The sequence below is a fragment of the Pseudoalteromonas sp. DL2-H2.2 genome, assembly GCF_021532535.1.
Lineage (GTDB): Bacteria > Pseudomonadota > Gammaproteobacteria > Enterobacterales > Alteromonadaceae > Pseudoalteromonas > Pseudoalteromonas rubra_A.
In genome coordinates, this window is the sequence record NZ_JAKGBD010000006.1 from 17,056 (window position 1) to 34,999 (window position 17,944).

The following is a 17,944-nucleotide window of genomic DNA, read 5'->3' on the forward strand; positions in this document are numbered from 1 at the left end:
GTTGCAGCAAAGAGCTGGCGTTAATTGACGGCACTTTGCTGTGCAGCTCTTTTAGGCCATACTGAGTCACAGTTAAATATTTGTGATATCCAATATGCGCTTTTTCTTTATATGCTTGCTTAGCTTAAGTTGCTATGTGTCGGCGACTGACAACACTGAGCTTTACCCGGGAGCGCCAGCAGCGGCCAGCGACTACGCGTTTTTGATTGGAAACTGGCAGTGCCGATATGAGCAGCTGGACCCGAAAGGCAAAACACTTTTTTCAGCCCCATGTCGCTGGCAAGCCCAGTATGCTTTTGACAATAAAATGGTGGTCGACGACTTCAGCCTGCTCGATGCGCAGGGCAAGGTAACCTACGCCGGCAGAACACTAAGAACCTTTTCACTCCAGGACAAGCGCTGGCATCAGGTGTTCTTACCCGTACAAATGAGTGCTACTTTGAACCCGTTTACTGCGCATAGAGATAAAGAAGGCGTTCATCTTGAAGTTGAACAGCGTTTGCCAGGCGGCAAGCTACAACCTGCGCGCTTTCGCTTTAGCCAGATCAGCGACAAGGGATTTGTCTGGAAAAGCAGCAAGCAACTTGAAGGTAGCGAGAAGTGGTATGTTGATATGCGGATTACGGCAGAGCGGGGGGAGTGAGCGAAATTGATGATGAAGAACTCGGGCGTGTAATATGGTTGGCGTAGTATGTGTGACTGAAACATAGCAGGTTAGTATGACGCGGATTAACCTGTCAACTATCGGTTCTTGAACTATACAATTCGAATATGCAGCGCTTGCTAAGCAGCAAGAAGACCCTAGATCAGCCCACATTCAGAAAGCCATTGAATCGACGATAGATGCTTTTAAGCCTGATCTCACGTAACATTGGAATAAAGGAGCAGAATGACAGGAAAACAAAGTATTCTGAGAACAGTTTGCTCATTTAGCTATACGGAAGAACTTTTTGCATTGCTTGATCAAAAAATTTCTGAAATAGAACACGCAATTGCGCAAACCAATGATCCAGACTCTGAAGGATTGCTTGACCAAGCTGAATATTATGTTGGGTTGGGGTTTGTCGCAGCTCAGAGGTTAATTGTTGAGGTCGTCAGCTTTTCTGGGTTAGAAAAGGGAAGTGCATTTAGTATTGGGCCACGGCATCACCCTGATGTAACAGATGTATCAGCAATTAATGCAGCTGCAAATTATTGGAAGCACGAAGCCGAATGGTGGCAAGAGTTGGATAAGCTGAGCAAGCGTAGCGAGCAAACTTTGGAGAAGGTAAGTTTGGTTTCAGACAGCGATCATTATCACTTGTCCAATTTACTCTATGCGCTTTGTGAAAGACAAGGGGTAAGAGTTGCATATTTATTACCAGGCCTAAATCAATGGGTTGATATCATTGAGTCAAAATCTTGAGCATTGGAAAAGGTTCGAAAGACATGCAATGAAAACCCTCGGTTGTATCAAGGTGCCTCTTTCCGACGGTCACTTTTAGCAGGACCAGTATGAAATCAAAACCCCAGATTACGCATTGGTACCCTCTGCCACTTGGTGATAAAATTTGGCTTATAACCATTGTGGTCACGCTTAATCCAAACTGTGACCAAAACTGAGACCAGAAAGTAAAAAGAGAATGTCTCAGAAAAAACTATTTGAAATTTAAAGGCTTTTTATTCTATGTGTGAACTTTTGGGCATGTCTGCCAATGTACCCACGGATATTTGTTTTAGTTTTTCCGGGTTGCTGGAGCGTGGAGGGAATACCGGGCCGCATAAAGATGGCTGGGGGATCACTTTTTATGAGGGCAAGGGATGTCGGACGTTTAAAGACCCTGAGCCGAGCTGCCAGTCAGAAATTGCCAAGCTGGTAAAAGCTTATCCGATTAAAAGCGTGTCGGTGATAAGCCATATTCGCCAGGGTAACCGGGGCAGAACCTGTCTTGAGAATACCCATCCGTTTACCCGTGAGCTGTGGGGCAGGGAGATCACCTATGCTCACAACGGCCAGTTGTCTAACTATAAAGATCTGACTACTGAGTTTTACAAGCCGGTGGGTAATACCGACAGCGAGCTGGCATTTTGCTGGATTTTGGACAAGATCCGTGAAAAATACCCGAAACGGCCAAAAAACATGGCGACCGTGTTTCGCTATGTTGCTAAGCTGGCGAAAACCCTGATGGGTAAAGGGGTTTTTAATATGCTGCTGACCGATGGCGTATTTGTGCTGGCGTACTGCTCTAACAATTTGCACTGGATCACCCGCCGTGCGCCGTTTGGTAAGGCAACCTTAATTGATGCGGATATGGTGGTGGACTTTCAAAAAGAAACCACCCCGGACGATGTAGTGACTGTGATTGCCACCCGGCCGTTGACCAATGACGAGCAGTGGACCAAGATGGAGCCGGGCGAGTATGTGCTGTTTAAGCTTGGAGAAAAAATCTAGCGAAGCCGGTTCATCGAGATAACGAAATTAAAAAGCCCTGAACATCAGGGCTTTTTAATGCTTTTTATTGTTTTGGCTTTTCGGCATCAAAGCTTTTTAGCTGGATCATAAATTGCTCTACGCCGTCTTTGCCTTTAAACATCTGTACTACAGAGTAGTGGTAGGCGGGCGCCAGCCAGGCCGTTGCCTGGCGCTTGTCGTTGTCGTACAGGCGCTTTACTTTGATGGTTTCGACATTGCCGACGGGTAAGGTGATGGTCTCCGGTCCCACGACTTCAAAATCATAGCTGCGCACATTGCCATTTTTATCCACAATGGGGTAGCTCATTTTGGTTTTGCCGGCTTTTACATCGTTGCGCAGGGCTATCTGGTAAGACAACACATCGTGGCGTTTTTCGTTCCAGTCGGCATTGATGGGGTATTTTTCGTCGTCTTTAAAGAGTTGTTTATTTTCGCGGTCAAAGCGAATTTTATAGCTTTTGTCTGGCCCGGTGCCTTCTCGCTTCAGGGTATAAAGCAGCGGTTTTGGCGATTTATCATGGTAAGTAAACAGTGAGTTTTCCATGCGCTCATCGGAAAAAATCATCCATTCAATGTTACTTTCGTAATTCAGTGAATAGGTATCGTTTGACACCTTAGAGAGTTCCCGAATGGCATTGCCATGCACTTCGCCTTTGCGAAGTACGTCGTATTCCGCACGGTAGGGAACCAGATCACTGGCAAATAAGGAAGAGGAGAAAACAGCGCTTAAACCTAATAGTAAAGCGCTGTATTTTTTATTCTTCTGGGTAGTTTGCGCCTTGAGCTGGAAGGGGTTGATTGTCAAAAACGGCATAGTCTGCTTCCATCGTTAGTCTGTGTTCGCTGAACCACTTGACCACCAAAGGATAGATTATATGTTCTTGTTCATGAACCCGCTGTGACAGCGTGTGCGCAGTATCATCAGCCAGAATAGGTACCCTGGCTTGTACGATGACCGGTCCACCATCTAGTTCTTCTGTCACAAAGTGAACACTGGCGCCATGAAACGTTTCTTTTGCATCAATCGCTCTTTGATGGGTATTCAGCCCTTGGTACTTAGGCAACAAAGAAGGATGAATGTTCAACATTTTTCCTTTAAATTTTTGCACTAAGTCAGCAGTTAGAATACGCATAAATCCAGCTAATACAACTAAATCTGGATTATATGAGTCAATTAATTGTGCTAAACGTTGGTCATAGGCTTCGCGGCTGTCAAAGTCTTTATGACTTAACACTTGCGTATCGATGTCCGCTTGCTGGGCGCGTTGCAGCCCGTATGCGTTCGCTTTATTACTGATGACGGCACAGATCTCGCCATTGATTTCGTTGCGCTGACAACTGTCCATAATGGCCTGTAAATTAGAGCCACTGCCTGAGATCAGCACAACAATACGAATTGGAGATCGCTCGGGTGCCATTACTCGGCACCACCCAGAATTTCTACCTGTTCTTCGCCTGCATTTGCAGCTTGAATTTCACCAATATGCCAGGCGTTTTCGCCCTGTGCTTTCAGGATATCCAGGCTTTGCGCCAGCTTGTCGGCAGGGACAACCAGGATCATACCAACACCACAGTTAAAGGTGCGGTACATTTCATGAGTGCTGATGTTGCCGTTTTCCTGTAGCCAGTTAAATACAGCTGGCCATTCCCAGCTGTCGCCTTTAACAACGGCTTTGGCTGATTCTGGCAATACGCGCGGGATGTTTTCCCAGAAACCACCACCTGTGATGTGCGACAGGGCATGTACGTCTACTTCTTTCAGTAGTTCCAGAATTGGTTTTACGTAAATGCGGGTTGGTTCAAGCAGGTGCTCGGCCAGCGGTTTACCTGCGAACTCTTCGCTGGTGTCAGCGCCAGATACTTCCAGTACTTTGCGGATCAGCGAGTAGCCGTTTGAGTGTGGACCGCTTGAAGCCAGGGCGATAAGTTGGTCACCTTCGGCAACTTTAGTGCCATCAATGATTTTAGACTTTTCAACAACACCGGTACAGAAACCAGCCATGTCGTAGTCTTCGCCTTCGTACATGCCTGGCATTTCAGCGGTTTCACCGCCGATCAGGGCACAGCCTGCCAGCTCACAACCAGTGCCAATACCAGTGACTACGTCAGCAGCGGTATCTACATCCAGTTTACCTGTTGCGTAATAGTCAAGGAAAAATAGGGGTTCAGCACCTTGAACTATTAAGTCGTTTACACACATGGCAACCAGGTCGATACCAACGGTATCATGTTTTTTCAAATCGATGGCCAGACGCAGCTTAGTGCCTACGCCATCTGTGCCAGCAACTAAGACAGGCTCTTTATATCCGGTTGGTAGCTCGCATAATGCGCCAAAGCCGCCAATACCGCCCATCACTTCAGGGCGACGCGTCTTTTTAACTACCCCTTTAATGCGCTCAACCAATGCATTGCCCGCATCGATATCAACGCCTGCGTCTTTATAGCTCAGAGACTGTTTTTGTTCGCTCACAGGTTTTCCTCAAAAATAACAGAATGGATTTGCTTAGAAACGCGCGTATTTTACATCAAATGCGCCAGTGCGGCTAGTCGATTTGGCTCGCATACAAATAGATATCGAACGCAGCATAAGGGCACTAAAGCGGGTCTCAGCGCTTAGCTGTACCTGCTATGAGCAACGCAAGATGGAGATTTCTTCACTATACTGAGCACATTCTGGTGCGTCTGAATGTGATCTCTGTGGAAAGCCTGAGTCTGAGCTTGATTGTGATTGGTTTATTGTTGCTGTTACTGGCATTAAGACCTGCGTTGCAGATCTGCCGGATAGCACAAAACCGCGGCTGGCAGGTGTTAATGGCGCTGATAGTATTCTTTATCTGTGGTTATCTGGCTTTTGCATACCAGGTTTACCGCACTGCAAATAGCTCGCCTTTGGTATTGGGGCTTTCGGTAATACTCATGCTGGGGGCTGTATTTGTGATTGTGGTTGTGACGCTAAGCCGCTCCAGTTTGCAATTACTTAAAGATGTGGCGCAAAGCGAGCGTCATCAGGCGCGTCACGACTCACTCACTCAGCTCGAGAATCGCCAGCAGTGCATCTATCATATTGAACAGCGCATTTCACAGGATAGAGCCTTTAGCGTTTTGCTCATGGATATCAATAACTTTAAACAGATCAATGATGCGCTTGGCCATTTCTTTGGTGACAAGGTACTGATTGCCTTTGCAGAGCGTATGCGTTCGATTATTGCAAGCGACAGCCGGGTGTTTAGGATGGGCGGTGATGAGTTTGTGATTGTGACCGATGCAGCCAGTGAAACCGCCTTGTTTGCGCTCAACAATGGGTTTCTTAAAGCGTTTAATGGTGGATTGGTGATTGAAGATGTCCATGTTGACGTATATTACAGTGCAGGCGCACGTGTCTTTTGTTCCGAGCAAAAACCCTCTGTGGCTGAATTACTCAAACACGCTGACATAGCCATGTATGCAGCGAAGCACAGCCGACAGAGCCTGGTGATTTTTGATCAGACCTTGCATGATGGCGTAGAAGCAGAATTCGAGCTGTTTTCTGCGCTAAAAAAGGCGCTCAATGCCAATCAGCTCAGTGTGTTTTATCAACCGCTGGTATGTGGTCATAACAACGAAGTACATGGTATGGAGGCTTTGTTGCGCTGGCGCGATGCATCAGGCACTTTTATCAGCCCGATGACCTTTATTCCCATCGCAGAAAAAAACAACTATATCAAACAGATCAGTGCCTTTGTAATTGAGCAGGTATTTGCACAGCTGGACGATTTTTTGGCAATAGAGCCTGGTGTGACGGTACACATTAACTTGTCTAGCCAGGACTTTCAGGGTCGCTATCTGATCAATCAACTGGTTGAGTTACAAACTAAATATGATATTCAGCCTAACCGGATTGTGTTTGAACTAACTGAGAGCATGGTGATGCTTGATGTTGAGCAGGCCAAATATATGATAGGCGTATTAATTGATATGGGGTTTGCAGTTAGCATTGATGACTTTGGCACCGGATTTTCGTCTTTTTCAATGCTCAGGGAGCTGCCCATTTCGCAGATTAAAATTGACCGCTCTTTCATCAGCGCCTGCCTGGACAGCGACAAAGATCAGGCAATCGTCGAGACGACGATATACCTGGCTAACCGGCTGGGTTGCTCTGTGGTAGCAGAAGGAGTAGAGGACAGTAAAACGGCCGCTTACCTCAATGCGAAGGGATGTCATTATTTACAGGGCTATTACATCAGTGAAGCATTGGAGCGAGACAGTGCCAAACATTGGTTGCACTCTCACCGTATGGTCAAAAAAGTACTTAAACGTTAGTGCAGACGACTTCGTTAATTACAAATCGCTCAAACGCCGTAGTACAAAGCTGACCTGTTGCTGAACCTGTATTATTTTCATACATTTTTTCACACATTTGCGTCGATTTTGGCGCTACATTAGGGGGTATACACCTGCAACTCTGAGCGCTTTGCCAGAGCAGGACCTGGACGTTATACCAATTTCACTTAATACCTGTTCAATTTGACGGAGCAAATATGACGCTAACTGTGTTAAAAATTTCTTATTTAGAACCTTTACCTAAGGTATGAGTTCGCAAATTTTTGCCTTGTTATCGACTATATTTTCTCGCCTCAAAATAGAACACTTAATTAAGCAAATTGGTATTAATTAAGTAAATTATCAAGGAGCGAACGTGAACAAATTACTTGCCGGACTTTTTCTATTGCTGTTTTCATCACTTACTTTGGCCTCTAAGGCGCCACTGGCGCTTATCAATGAAGTGGGCGAAACACTGTTTTCGGACATAAAACAAATCAATCAGGACGGCAATGCCAGCCCTGTGGAGATGCGCAAGTTGGTCAGGGCGCATCTGATGTCGCACATTGATATCCGATTCGTGTCTTACAAGCTGCTGGGTAAACATATCAAGGGGCTGACAAAGCCACAGGCACTGGCATTTATCTCGGCGGTTGAGCATTATCTGGAAGTCAGTTATGCCAGTGCTTTGATGCAATACAAAGGGCAGCAAGTCATTTTTGAGGCTTTGCCAACGGGTAAAGAAAGTAAATACGCCACGGTAAAGGCCGTTGTCAGACAGCCTTCCGGTCCGGATATCGACATTCACTTTAAATTTCGCAGAAGCAAAGAGGGTGAGTGGCGCGTATACGACCTGGTCGCCGAGGGCATTTCGTTACTAAGTGCAAAACAAAAAGAAATTGCGGTTCGAATCTCACAAGTGGGTTTGGCGCAGGTGACAGCAGAACTAAACGCTAAAAGCTAGCTGGTGGCCCGTAAAGACCACCGTCATAGGAATCTGCTTTTAGAAATTCCTTGGGGAGAGAAATTCACCGTTGTTAATCTCTTCCCAGGTTTTTACCGCGAGGGTATCCAGTGAGTCCAGATCTTTGCCACTGGCAGAAAGCTTATGCTCAACCGGCAAGATATCGATATTCTCAAAGCCAGATAACTGTGCCACCCGGGCAAAGGTATATGCGTGCTTGTACTTTTGCTGCTTGTAAAAAATGCTGACGAGGCTGGCGAACACTTCGGGGTCCGGCGTTTCACCTGCTTTATTGAGCTCCAAAACGCGATACAGAATGTCTATGGTTTTGTCGTCATCAATTTTTGCGTAAAAAGTTGCCAAAAATAGCTGTATCTCGCTGTCACTTTTAACGTTTTCCTGATCCTGCATGTTGAGTAATTTGTTTAGCGCCATGCGGTTATTGCGTCTCGACCAGTGGTAATAAAGTAAGCCTGGGTGGTCGGTATTAATCGTATCCTGGTAGATCCGGGTCATTTCTTTTAGGCTGGTAAGATGGCCTTCAACCCTTGATGTGGTTTTTTCTTTTAGTTTGATATGTTCAATTTTTGAAGCCAGCGACACACACTCGTTGTATTGTTCAAAATTTTTCAGCAAGGTGTATCGGTTATCATCAGTGGGCGATTTGTATTCATGGTAACGCGCAAATATCACCTCAGCGCGTTGCTCTTTACAATGGCTATCTTTATTGAGATCTTCACAAAACCCGGGCGTCTCTGTGCAGATTTTATTCAGCGTAATTGTGTCGTCGCAGCCACTGAGCAACGCTGATGTAACACACAGGCCTGATATTAGCCACCACCTCATTGTTATACTTACTCCAAGTCTTTGTTGTTGCGCTCGTATAGTACCAATTTCGACAATTCTGGCCACCCTTTATTTACCTCAAGTGTAGCAAGGGATAGCGTGCCTGACAGCTTCATGGCGAATATAATAGAGGAGAGAACATAAAATGGACGGATCAGGCCTGAAATTAACTGTGCAGTTAATTTTACAGCAACAATTGTCAGTAAATGGTGGAGAATCAGCGCCATTTAAATTAAAATGTCGCTGCCTTGGGGCCTGTTGACTCTCAAATTATGCAATACATCAGGCTCAGTTAGGCTATCCGTTCAAAAATTGTTTATTAGGCAGAAAAAATGACCTCATCTCACGAGCAAGAATATCAAAACAGCTGGCAAGAACGTCAAGACTACGCAGAAAGCATGCAACCGATCATTGGTCGCTTGTATCGTAACCTGGGTGTAGAAATTGCGGTTTATGGCCGTCCTCTTGTAAACACCAGCACTATCGATGTTATTAAAGCCCACAAAACAGTCGCACGTTTTGAAGAGACTAAACTGCGTCTGCGCGAAAGCTTCCCATTTTTGGAAGTGATCAGCAAAATGGAACTGGCGCCTGGCCGTGTTGACTTAGGTAAACTGGCGTATGCCTACATTTATAAAAACGCAGGTGAAGGCCGTTCAATTGAGGAATACCTCAATGCTGAGCTTGCTGAGCTGTTAAACACAGGCAAACGTCCGGCCCCTCGCGACGTTGTTCTGTATGGTTTTGGCCGTATCGGTCGTTTGCTAGCGCGTTTGTTGATCGAACGTGGTGGCTCTCACGCTGACCTTCGCTTACGTGCAATTGTGGTACGTGGTGGTCGCGATGGTGACCTTGAAAAACGCGCAAGCTTGCTGCGCCGCGATTCAATTCATGGTCCATTCAATGGTTCAATCACTGTTGATCATGAAAAAGGCGCTATTAAAGCAAACGGTAACTACATTCAGGTTATCTACGCGAACTCTCCGGAAGAAGTGGATTACACTCAGTACGGTATTGAAAATGCACTGGTTGTAGACAACACAGGTGTATGGAAAGACGAAGATGGTCTGGGCAAACACCTACAATCAAAAGGTGCGTCTAAAGTACTTCTGACTGCCCCTGCAAAAGGCGACATCAAGAATGTGGTTTACGGTGTTAACAACGCTGACATTCTGTCTGAAGACAAAATTGTGTCTGCAGCAAGCTGTACGACTAACGCCATCACGCCTGTACTAAAAGCGCTGAACGACAAGTTTGGCATCAAAAATGGTCACGTTGAAACGGTTCACTCATACACCAATGACCAAAACCTGATCGACAACTACCACAAAGCAGAGCGTCGTGGTCGCAGTGCGGCACTGAACATGGTTATTACCTCTACGGGTGCGGCAAAAGCAGTTGCAAAAGCACTGCCAGAGCTGGCTGGTAAATTAACAGGTAATGCTATCCGTGTTCCTACGCCAAACGTATCAATGGCTATTTTGAACCTGAACCTGAAAGCAGAAACAACCGCAGAAGAATTGAACGAATTCCTGCGTGAGACGTCACTGCATTCAGAGCTTCGCGATCAGATCGACTACACAGCGTCGACTGAAATTGTATCAACCGACCTGGTTGGTAGCCGCTACGCTGGCGTGGTTGATTCACAAGCAACCATCGTTGACGGTGACCGTGTTGTACTTTATGTATGGTACGATAATGAGTTTGGCTACAGCTGCCAGGTTGTACGTGTAATGCGTGACATGGCTGAGGTACAATTCCCAAGCCTGCCGCGTTAATTCTCGGTTTGTCTAAAAAAGCCAGCGATTGCTGGCTTTTTTTGTTTTTGTCTCGCACCAGGTGTGTTAGGCTTGCAGCTGATTTATTGCTACAAATCACTAACAAAAATCATCAAGGTTAAAACAAAGTTCCTTGACTGTGTACTGCGCTGTTAAGTGCTTTACACAAAACATCTGGCTCAGTGAGATGGTTTTTTTATTTAGGGTATATGATGAAGATCACCAGTAATTTTGACAGCGGAAATATCAACGTAATTTCTGCTGAGGCTCCACTAGACATTCAGCTGGAAATTAACCGCGATAACGAATCCGAATTTTTTCAATGGTTCCACTTTCGTCTTGAATCGACGCCATTTGTAGAGCACAAACTTCATATTAATAATCTGCAAAACTCCGCCTATCCAGAAGGCTGGGATGACTACCAGGCCGTTGCGTCTTATGACCGACAAACCTGGTTCCGCGTGCCGAGCAGCTATCAGGATGGCCAGTTGGTGATCGACTTTGAACCTGAGTGTCACCACACCTATTTTGCTTATTTCGCCCCTTACAGCTACGAGCGTCACCTGGATCTGGTTTACTGGGCACAAAGCCATGATGCATGTCGGGTTGAAACCCTGGGTGAAACTTTGGATGGCCGTGATATCAGCCTGTTATGTGTCGGCGAGCCTGGCGACGAAAAGAAAAAAATCTGGATCACTGCACGCCAACATCCGGGCGAAACCATGGCAGAATGGTTTGTTGAAGGCCTGCTGCACAAACTGCTGGACGACGAAGATCCGCATGCTGCTGCACTATTGTCAAAAGCCGTGTTTTACATTGTGCCGAACATGAACCCGGATGGCAGTGTTCGTGGTCATTTGCGTACCAATGCCAAAGGTGTGAACCTCAACCGTGAGTGGCAAACGCCATCACTGGAAAACTCACCTGAGGTTTATCATGTGCTGAATAAAATGCATGAAACTGGCCTGGATCTGTACCTTGATATTCATGGTGATGAAGCATTGCCATACAACTTTGTGGCGGGCAGCGAAGGTATTCCAAGTTATGATGAACGCCTTGCTACACTGGAAGCGCAATTTAAACAGGCCTTGTTGACCATCACGCCAGAGTTTCAGGATGAGTTTGGTTACCCTAAAGATGAGCCAGGTCAGGCAAACCTGACGGTTGCATCTTGTGCTGTGGGTGAAGCGTTTAAAGCGCTGGCATATACTATAGAGATGCCATTTAAAGACAATGCTAATTTACCTGATCCACACTATGGCTGGTCTGACCGCCGTTCATATCAGTTTGGTCAGGATACCTTAGCCGCCATCGTCAACGTGGTGGACAATCTAAGATAATCATCGTCACAGGCAACCTTATCGGTTGCCTGTTGCATATAATAACAACGAAAAAGAGGAAGAGTCGTGGACGCGTTAGGAAGTTTTCTGGATAGTCTGGATGCCTTGTTAGGGGGCTCCTGGTGGTTCCCTTATGTATTACTTGGGGTGGGTCTGTTTTTTACACTGTATTTAAAATTCCCACAGATCCGATATTTCAAGCATGCGTGCAAAATTGTCACCGGTAAATACGACAAAAAAAGCCACGAGGGTGATACCACGCATTTCCAGGCGCTGTCGACTGCTCTGTCGGGGACGGTTGGCACCGGTAATATCGGTGGTGTGGCACTGGCCATTTCAATTGGTGGTCCGGCTGCCTTATTTTGGATGTGGATGACCGCCTTCTTTGGTATGACTACCAAGTTTGTTGAGGTGACCTTATCTCACAAATATCGTACTAAAGCGGAAGACGGCACCATGGCAGGTGGTCCCATGTATTATATGGACCGCCGTCTTAACATGAAGTGGCTGGCGGTATTGTTTGCCATTGCCACCGTGATCAGCTCCTTCGGCACAGGTAGTTTGCCGCAGATCAACAACATCGCTCAGGGTATGGAAGCCACTTTCAACATTGAACCTATGGTCACCGGTGCGGTGCTGTCTATTTTACTTGCCTTGGTTATTCTCGGTGGTATCAAGCGTATTGCTGCAATTACCTCTCGGATTGTGCCTCTGATGGCGGCTGTATACATTATCGGGGCCCTGGCCGTTATTCTGTATAACGCTGAAAACATTATTCCTTCTTTTGCTGCTGTGTTTACCAATGCATTTAGTGGCTCGGCTGCGGTTGGTGGCTTTTTGGGCGCCTCCTTTGCTTATGCTTTTAATCGGGGTGTAAACCGAGGCTTATTCTCAAACGAAGCGGGTCAGGGTTCAGCACCTATTGCACACGCGTCAGCTAAAGCGGACGAGCCGGTATCAGAAGGCATGGTCTCTATCCTTGAGCCTTTCATTGATACCATAGTGATCTGTACTCTGACCGGTTTGGTTATCTTGTCGTCGGGTGTCTGGACTGAGAAATTCGAAACAACCTTTGAGCGTTCGTCAATGACCATAGTACATGGCAACTATGTTGAATCGAATGACAGCGATCGCGAAGAACTATACAAATACCTCAATGGTATCGACGGGCATAGCGTCGAGGCATACAGTGGTAACATCCGCGTTGTCGAAGGTGTTGCGGTGAATAAAGACTTTACGGTGATCCACTCGCGCTCAATTGGTGAAGATATCCGTTTTGGTATCACAGCAAAACATCGTTACACCGGCACTGTCGAAGTTGATAAGGGCATGCTGGTCGACAACAGTATCAGTATCAAGGGTAAATCTCTGGTGCATTCTGCCGAGCTGACAACCAAGGCATTTACCCGCGGTTTCTTTGGGGAAAATGGTCAGTATATCGTATCGATTGGTCTGCTGTTGTTTGCATTCTCTACCGCGATTGCCTGGTCGTATTATGGTGACCGCGCAATGACCTATTTACTCGGCTCTCGCTCTGTTATGCCTTATCGGGTGTTTTATGTGGCAGGGTTCTTCTGGGCATCGTTTGCGGACACAACCTTGATCTGGAAACTGGCAGCGGTAGGTATCGTCGTGATGACATTACCCAACCTGTTCGGGATCATGTTACTGCGTAAGGAGATGAAAGACTCTGTTGACGAGTATTGGGACAAGTTCGATAAAGAGCAGAAACAGTCGGAAGGAAATTCTGAGGTACAAAAAGACAATTCAATGCATTTCCAAAAAGACAAACCTTAATAAACCAAGTAGAATAGGGCGCCACATGGCGCCTTATTTTTTGGTCTTATTCTTTATGAAGCAGTCGTACCACAGGGGCTTATTTTTACTTGCATTGTCAGTTGGCGTATGCGTAATCAAAGTGATAATAAGTGCTCAGGTATCAAAACTCTAAAGAGGACCGGCGTGTAAATGCTAGTTTTTCGTTAGGAGTCACTCGAGTATGGCAATCGCCCAATGCCCTAGTTGTAACAAGCCCATTTCTTCTAAGCACAAAACCTGCCCACATTGTGATTTTGATGTCGCGAATATGGATGAGGAATCGCTGCAAAGAGAAGCCGTTCGTAAACGAGTCAGGAAACAGCAAAAGATTATGAATTATTCATTCCTGGCGCTGATCTTGTTTCTTGGCGGGTTCTTATATATGTACTGGCAGCAGCCAGTTGAAGGGACGTGGGAAATGTTGGCAACGCAATGTGCAATTGGTGTCGGCCTGATTTGGTATCTGGTCAATCGAGTGATTTTAGTGGTACTGAAAAAGAAAAAGTGAACATGAATATAGACAGTTTAGTTAAGAATATAACGCCGGAAATTTATGAGCGATTGCAGTATGGCGCTGCTACCGGACGCTGGCCCGATGGCACCGAGTTGAGCGTTGCACAAAAAGAGCAAACCGTGCAGCTGGTCATGTTATATCAGGCAAAAGTCGCCAAAAGTACAGAGCAGTTCACCATTAACGCGCAAGGCGAAATGGTGCAAAAATCAAAGCGCGAGTTACAACAAGAATTTAAAGCAGAAAATGAAATAGCCAGGTTTAGCGAAAATGATCTTTAAAAACCTTTTTACCCCTAAATGGAAGCACCCGAAAACACAGGTGCGATTAGCCGCTGTGGACAAACTGGACACCAGCAAAGATGCAGAGGTGTTACACACTCTGGCATTGGAAGATGATTCAAGCCAGATCAGAAAGAAGGTACTGGATAAAATTAACGATCTGAGCTTGTGGTGGAAGGTATACAAGCAGGATCAGGAGCTTAAAGAACTGGCCGAGCAGCACATCTCTCAGGCGGTTTTATCGGGCTCCGGGTCGTTAAGCCAGGAGATCCGCAACGAGTATATTGACCGTTACGCGCCTGCCAAAACACTTGAGAAAGTCGCTTTTAGTGATATTGGCAATGAGCAAAAGGCCAAGCTATTAAAGCGTCTCGCCAATGCTAAACTGATCGAAAAGGCGTTTAAAGAGGGTGACGAGCCATTACAAGTAGCGTTACTGCCCCTGGTAGCGCAGTATCAGCTTGAAAAGGCAGTACTTAAAGCCGCCTCTGGTGAAGCACTTACAACGCTTGAGCAAACGCTGGAGCAACAGCGTCTTAGCCAGGTTATGCCGGCACAGATTGCTCAGGAAGCCAAACTGATTTTGGCTAAACTCAATGCTCTACGTGACAAGCAGGATTATCAGGTGGTTGCCAGTCAGGCCGACGCATTGAGTGCTCAATGGCAGGCACTTGAAGTGCAGTGGCTGAGTGAAGAAGCACAGCAACTCAATCAAGAAAAATTTGCGACCATTACCCAGAAACTAAACAAGCATCGTGATACTTTGCAACAGGCATTTGAGCAGGCACAACAGCAGGCTGAGCAGGCTGCCGCTAAAGCGGCTGCGATCAGTGAGTTTGAAGCCGGATATGAAGCCCTGGAGCAGGCATTGTCGAGTGCTGTTGAGGCCTTAAATCTGTCCGCTCAGGAGGCATTACATGCTCAGCTATCTGAGCTTCAGAGCCGTATTCAAGCCTCGCAGTATCAGGCAGAACCTGCGCTGAAGGCCTTATCAGGCAAATTGCGTGACAGTGCCAGCGCGCTTGAGAGCCTGCCCGAACTGGTCAGTGCTAAAGAGCAGTTTGATTCGGCCTTAAAAGCACTTGCAGGCGTTGCACCGAGCGAAGAGCTGGAGCAGTTTGATACCGTTATGGCAGCGCAAAAACAAGCCTATCAGCATGCCCACTCGCAACTGCGTCGATTACCGGTTGCGCTGAAAAAGCAGGCTTCGGAGCAGCTGAAAGAAGCCAGCAACGAGTTTAATCAAACCATGAAGCCGCTGGTCGACGCTCAGGAAAAGTACCTTAAAGAAGCGCGTAAAAAAGCAAGAGATGTGCAGCGACTACTGGATCAGGGTCGTTTCAATGTGGCATTCGGTGTATTCAATGGCTTTATGGAAAGCTATGAGCTGCTGAGCGAAGGCTACAAACAGCATCTGGCAAAACAGCACAGCGCTTTGAGTGAAGCGCTCAAGGAGCTAAAAGACTGGCAAAAATATGCCTCTCAGCCAAAACGCGCTGAATTGTTGCAACAGCTGGATGAAATGCTCACAGAGCAAGAGGTTGACCCTAAAGCCCGTGCCGCGCAGGTAAAGTTATTACGCGTGCGCTGGAACGAGCTGGGCCGTGTTGAAAGCGAAGAAGAAAAAGCACAAGCAGCGCAGTTTGATGAGAAAATCGAGCTATTATTTGCGCCCTGCCGTGCGTACTTCGCTGAGCAAGATGCACAACGTAAGAAAATCATTGAGCAGCGTGAGGCTCTGGTTGAGCAAATGACTGAGCTGCTGGGCCAGGCACAATCTGCTGAGCCGGACTGGCGTCAGGTAGAAAGTACGTTTAATCGAGTTAACAAGCAATGGCGCGGCGCCGGTAGCCTGGATGCAGCGACTTATCAGGCACTGAACGCGCGTTATCGTGCAGCCTACACTCAGGTCAATGAGCAGCTGAAATCTCGTCACCAGGCCAATGCACAACTAAAGCAGCAGCTGGTGAATGAAGCACAGGCTCAGCTTGAACTTGAAGACGTTGTACAGGCGTGTGACACGCTGAAAAACTTGCAAAAGCGTTGGCAGGAAATTGGCTTTGCCGGTACTAAGCAGGAACACACGCTGTGGCAGGAGTTTAGAAAGCACAATGATGCGGTGTTTGGTAAGCGTCAGGCACAACAAAACGCCGAGCGTGAGCAGGCCCAGACACAAGAGACGCAGCAGCGTCAGTTGTTAGCCGAGCTTGACAGCCAAATGATTGATGCAAAAACACAGTCAGAGCTGTTATCAGTTAAGGACGCAGTGCTGGCAACAGACGTGCTAGGTTCTCTGAAAAAGACCAAACAGCAATTGCTGGAGCAAGTTGAAGTAAAACTTAATGAGCTTTATTCAGCCCAGAGCCGTGAGAAGTTCAATGAGCTGGTAGAGGCGGTGCGTGCAGGTGATACACCACCGGGTTGCTGGCTAACAGGCAATGACTCAGGGCTCTCTGCTGAGCAGCTGCTATTGCGTCTTGAAGTAATGACGAACAATGACTCACCGCAAGCCTTACAGCAAGACAGAATGGCACAGCAGGTAGCGCTACTTGAAGCGAAACTTCAGGGCGGTGCACAAACGCTGGAGTACTACCTGAATTGTTACCTGTCGCAAGTGGTTAATGACAGCGAGCAGCTTGAGCAGGAGCGCCTGATTAAGGTGTTAACCGCTTAACGGTATAACTCAGAAAAAGCGCCGCAAGGCGCTTTTTTTATGCTTTCACTAATGAAATAGCTGCTGCAGCGCCTCGTCGAGATTGGGGTAACGAAAACGATAGTTCGCTTTGAGTGCACGTCGGGGGAGTACGCGCTGACCATAGATAAGTAACTCTGACATCTCGCCGAACAGCGCTTTGAGGACAAACTCTGGCATGGTTAGCATGGCGGGACGCCTCAACGTTAGTGCCAGTCGCTCGGAAAATTCTTTGTTAGACACAGGGGCCGGTGCGGTGGCGTTAAACACGCCGGATAAGTCCTGGTGCTTGACCAGAAACAGCAGCAGCTGCACCATATCGTCGATGTGGATCCAGGACATCATTTGTTTACCACTGGCCATAGGGCCACCCATGCCGAACTGAAAGGCAGGCAGCATCTTTTTCAGTGCGCCTCCTTGTCTGGACAACACCACGCCAGTTCTGACAATACACACCCGGGTTTGTTCACTGTGGGCTAAATTGGCTTTCGCTTCCCAGTCTTTACACAGCTGATGGCTAAATTCCGGGTAGGGGTCGTTGAAGTCTTCATCGACTTTAACGGTGGCAGGTTGCCTGCCATAGTAACCAATGGCACTGCCTGAAATGAAGGTGTGAGGGGGGGAGTCACATGCATGGATCCGGTTACTTATCTCCTCTGTCAGTGCAATGCGGCTATCCATGATCCGGGCTTTTTGTTTCTCGCTCCAGCGTTTGTCTGCAATGGGCTCACCAGCCAGGTTTATGATCACATCCAGGTCGTTAAAGTTGACCTGGTCTAAATCATCTACGGCTTCAATTTTACTGTCCAGCACGCGGCCGGCTTTAGAGATATTGCGCGTTAATGCCACAATCTTGTGTTTGTTGACAAGAAACTTGCACAACTCTGAGCCAATGAGCCCGGTGGCACCTGTAATTAATACCTTCATGTATAATCCATTTTTAATAATTTAGTGTTTATACTC

16 protein-coding genes are annotated in these 17,944 nt (G+C 46.9%); 11 read left to right on the forward strand and 5 right to left on the reverse strand.

Annotated features, from left to right (window positions below; all coding sequences use genetic code 11):
- Positions 1-136 precede the first annotated feature (136 nt).
- From L1285_RS11735 to L1285_RS11745, 3 genes are all read left to right on the forward strand, one after another.
- Positions 137-643 (forward strand): hypothetical protein, encoded by a 507-nt coding sequence (locus L1285_RS11735; RefSeq protein WP_235412476.1) that lies wholly within the window; start codon positions 137-139, stop codon positions 641-643.
- Between the two features lie 246 nt (positions 644-889).
- Positions 890-1,405 (forward strand): hypothetical protein, encoded by a 516-nt coding sequence (locus tag L1285_RS11740; protein WP_235412477.1) that lies wholly within the window; start codon positions 890-892, stop codon positions 1,403-1,405.
- 261 nt (positions 1,406-1,666) lie between these two features.
- Complete coding sequence (locus tag L1285_RS11745) at positions 1,667-2,431, forward strand: class II glutamine amidotransferase (RefSeq protein ID WP_235412478.1); 765 nt, start codon at positions 1,667-1,669, stop codon at positions 2,429-2,431.
- 64 nt (positions 2,432-2,495) lie between these two features.
- Here the strand turns inward: L1285_RS11745 and L1285_RS11750 are convergent, their stop codons facing one another.
- Genes L1285_RS11750 through purM form a run of 3 tightly spaced genes read right to left on the reverse strand, consistent with a single transcriptional unit; the run spans position 2,496 to position 4,922 of the window.
- Positions 2,496-3,257 (reverse strand): DUF3108 domain-containing protein, encoded by a 762-nt coding sequence (locus L1285_RS11750; RefSeq protein ID WP_442960497.1) that lies wholly within the window; start codon positions 3,255-3,257, stop codon positions 2,496-2,498.
- Positions 3,208-3,870 carry a phosphoribosylglycinamide formyltransferase gene (purN, locus tag L1285_RS11755; protein WP_046003297.1) on the reverse strand — a complete coding sequence of 221 codons (663 nt, stop codon included), beginning with the start codon at positions 3,868-3,870 and terminating at the stop codon, positions 3,208-3,210. The genes L1285_RS11750 and purN overlap by 50 nt, the downstream gene beginning before the upstream one ends.
- Positions 3,870-4,922 carry a phosphoribosylformylglycinamidine cyclo-ligase gene (gene purM, locus L1285_RS11760; RefSeq protein ID WP_125780450.1) on the reverse strand — a complete coding sequence of 351 codons (1,053 nt, stop codon included), beginning with the start codon at positions 4,920-4,922 and terminating at the stop codon, positions 3,870-3,872. The genes purN and purM overlap by 1 nt, the downstream gene beginning before the upstream one ends.
- Positions 4,923-5,080: 158 nt before the next feature.
- Between purM and L1285_RS11765 the strand changes: the two genes are divergently transcribed.
- Together L1285_RS11765 and L1285_RS11770 are read left to right on the forward strand one after the other, a co-directional pair.
- Positions 5,081-6,751 (forward strand): putative bifunctional diguanylate cyclase/phosphodiesterase, encoded by a 1,671-nt coding sequence (locus L1285_RS11765; protein WP_235412480.1) that lies wholly within the window; start codon positions 5,081-5,083, stop codon positions 6,749-6,751.
- 376 nt (positions 6,752-7,127) lie between these two features.
- The gene (locus L1285_RS11770; RefSeq protein WP_235412481.1) at positions 7,128-7,715 is read left to right on the forward strand and encodes an MlaC/ttg2D family ABC transporter substrate-binding protein; all 588 of its coding nucleotides are present in this window, start codon (positions 7,128-7,130) and stop codon (positions 7,713-7,715) included.
- A 39-nt stretch (positions 7,716-7,754) separates the two neighbouring features.
- Here the strand turns inward: L1285_RS11770 and L1285_RS11775 are convergent, their stop codons facing one another.
- Positions 7,755-8,561, reverse strand: a complete 807-nt coding sequence (locus tag L1285_RS11775; protein ID WP_235412482.1) for a DUF2989 domain-containing protein — start codon at positions 8,559-8,561, stop codon at positions 7,755-7,757.
- Between the two features lie 332 nt (positions 8,562-8,893).
- Here L1285_RS11775 and L1285_RS11780 point away from each other — a divergent pair, with 332 nt between their 5' ends.
- The 6 genes from L1285_RS11780 (at position 8,894) to L1285_RS11805 (ending at position 16,963) form a co-directional block, all read left to right on the forward strand.
- Positions 8,894-10,339: a glyceraldehyde-3-phosphate dehydrogenase gene (locus L1285_RS11780; RefSeq protein WP_046003292.1), complete on the forward strand. Its 1,446-nt coding sequence runs from the start codon at positions 8,894-8,896 to the stop codon at positions 10,337-10,339.
- A gap of 212 nt (positions 10,340-10,551) precedes the next feature.
- Positions 10,552-11,679, forward strand: a complete 1,128-nt coding sequence (locus L1285_RS11785; RefSeq protein WP_046003291.1) for a M14 family metallopeptidase — start codon at positions 10,552-10,554, stop codon at positions 11,677-11,679.
- A gap of 66 nt (positions 11,680-11,745) precedes the next feature.
- Positions 11,746-13,476 (forward strand): alanine/glycine:cation symporter family protein, encoded by a 1,731-nt coding sequence (locus L1285_RS11790; RefSeq protein WP_235412483.1) that lies wholly within the window; start codon positions 11,746-11,748, stop codon positions 13,474-13,476.
- 202 nt (positions 13,477-13,678) lie between these two features.
- Positions 13,679-14,005 (forward strand): DUF2116 family Zn-ribbon domain-containing protein, encoded by a 327-nt coding sequence (locus tag L1285_RS11795; RefSeq protein WP_235412484.1) that lies wholly within the window; start codon positions 13,679-13,681, stop codon positions 14,003-14,005.
- Between the two features lie 2 nt (positions 14,006-14,007).
- Positions 14,008-14,289, forward strand: a complete 282-nt coding sequence (locus L1285_RS11800; RefSeq protein ID WP_235412485.1) for a YeaC family protein — start codon at positions 14,008-14,010, stop codon at positions 14,287-14,289.
- Positions 14,279-16,963 (forward strand): DUF349 domain-containing protein, encoded by a 2,685-nt coding sequence (locus L1285_RS11805; protein WP_235412486.1) that lies wholly within the window; start codon positions 14,279-14,281, stop codon positions 16,961-16,963. The genes L1285_RS11800 and L1285_RS11805 overlap by 11 nt, the downstream gene beginning before the upstream one ends.
- A gap of 48 nt (positions 16,964-17,011) precedes the next feature.
- Here L1285_RS11805 and L1285_RS11810 read toward each other — a convergent pair whose 3' ends face one another.
- Positions 17,012-17,908: a TIGR01777 family oxidoreductase gene (locus tag L1285_RS11810; protein WP_235412487.1), complete on the reverse strand. Its 897-nt coding sequence runs from the start codon at positions 17,906-17,908 to the stop codon at positions 17,012-17,014.
- Positions 17,909-17,944 lie beyond the last annotated feature (36 nt).

Bases quoted from the DNA above. Each gene is read 5' to 3' on its own strand.
- L1285_RS11740 (WP_235412477.1), top strand. From the start codon at position 890: ATGACAGGAAAACAAAGTATTCTGAGAACAGTTTGCTCATTTAGCTAT.
- L1285_RS11745 (WP_235412478.1), top strand. From the start codon at position 1,667: ATGTGTGAACTTTTGGGCATGTCTGCCAATGTACCCACGGATATTTGT.
- purN (WP_046003297.1), bottom strand. From the start codon at position 3,870: ATGGCACCCGAGCGATCTCCAATTCGTATTGTTGTGCTGATCTCAGGC.
- L1285_RS11765 (WP_235412480.1), top strand. From the start codon at position 5,081: ATGAGCAACGCAAGATGGAGATTTCTTCACTATACTGAGCACATTCTG.
- L1285_RS11775 (WP_235412482.1), bottom strand. From the start codon at position 8,561: ATGAGGTGGTGGCTAATATCAGGCCTGTGTGTTACATCAGCGTTGCTC.
- L1285_RS11780 (WP_046003292.1), top strand. From the start codon at position 8,894: ATGACCTCATCTCACGAGCAAGAATATCAAAACAGCTGGCAAGAACGT.
- L1285_RS11785 (WP_046003291.1), top strand. From the start codon at position 10,552: ATGAAGATCACCAGTAATTTTGACAGCGGAAATATCAACGTAATTTCT.
- L1285_RS11795 (WP_235412484.1), top strand. From the start codon at position 13,679: ATGGCAATCGCCCAATGCCCTAGTTGTAACAAGCCCATTTCTTCTAAG.
- L1285_RS11800 (WP_235412485.1), top strand. From the start codon at position 14,008: ATGAATATAGACAGTTTAGTTAAGAATATAACGCCGGAAATTTATGAG.
- L1285_RS11805 (WP_235412486.1), top strand. From the start codon at position 14,279: ATGATCTTTAAAAACCTTTTTACCCCTAAATGGAAGCACCCGAAAACA.
- L1285_RS11810 (WP_235412487.1), bottom strand. From the start codon at position 17,908: ATGAAGGTATTAATTACAGGTGCCACCGGGCTCATTGGCTCAGAGTTG.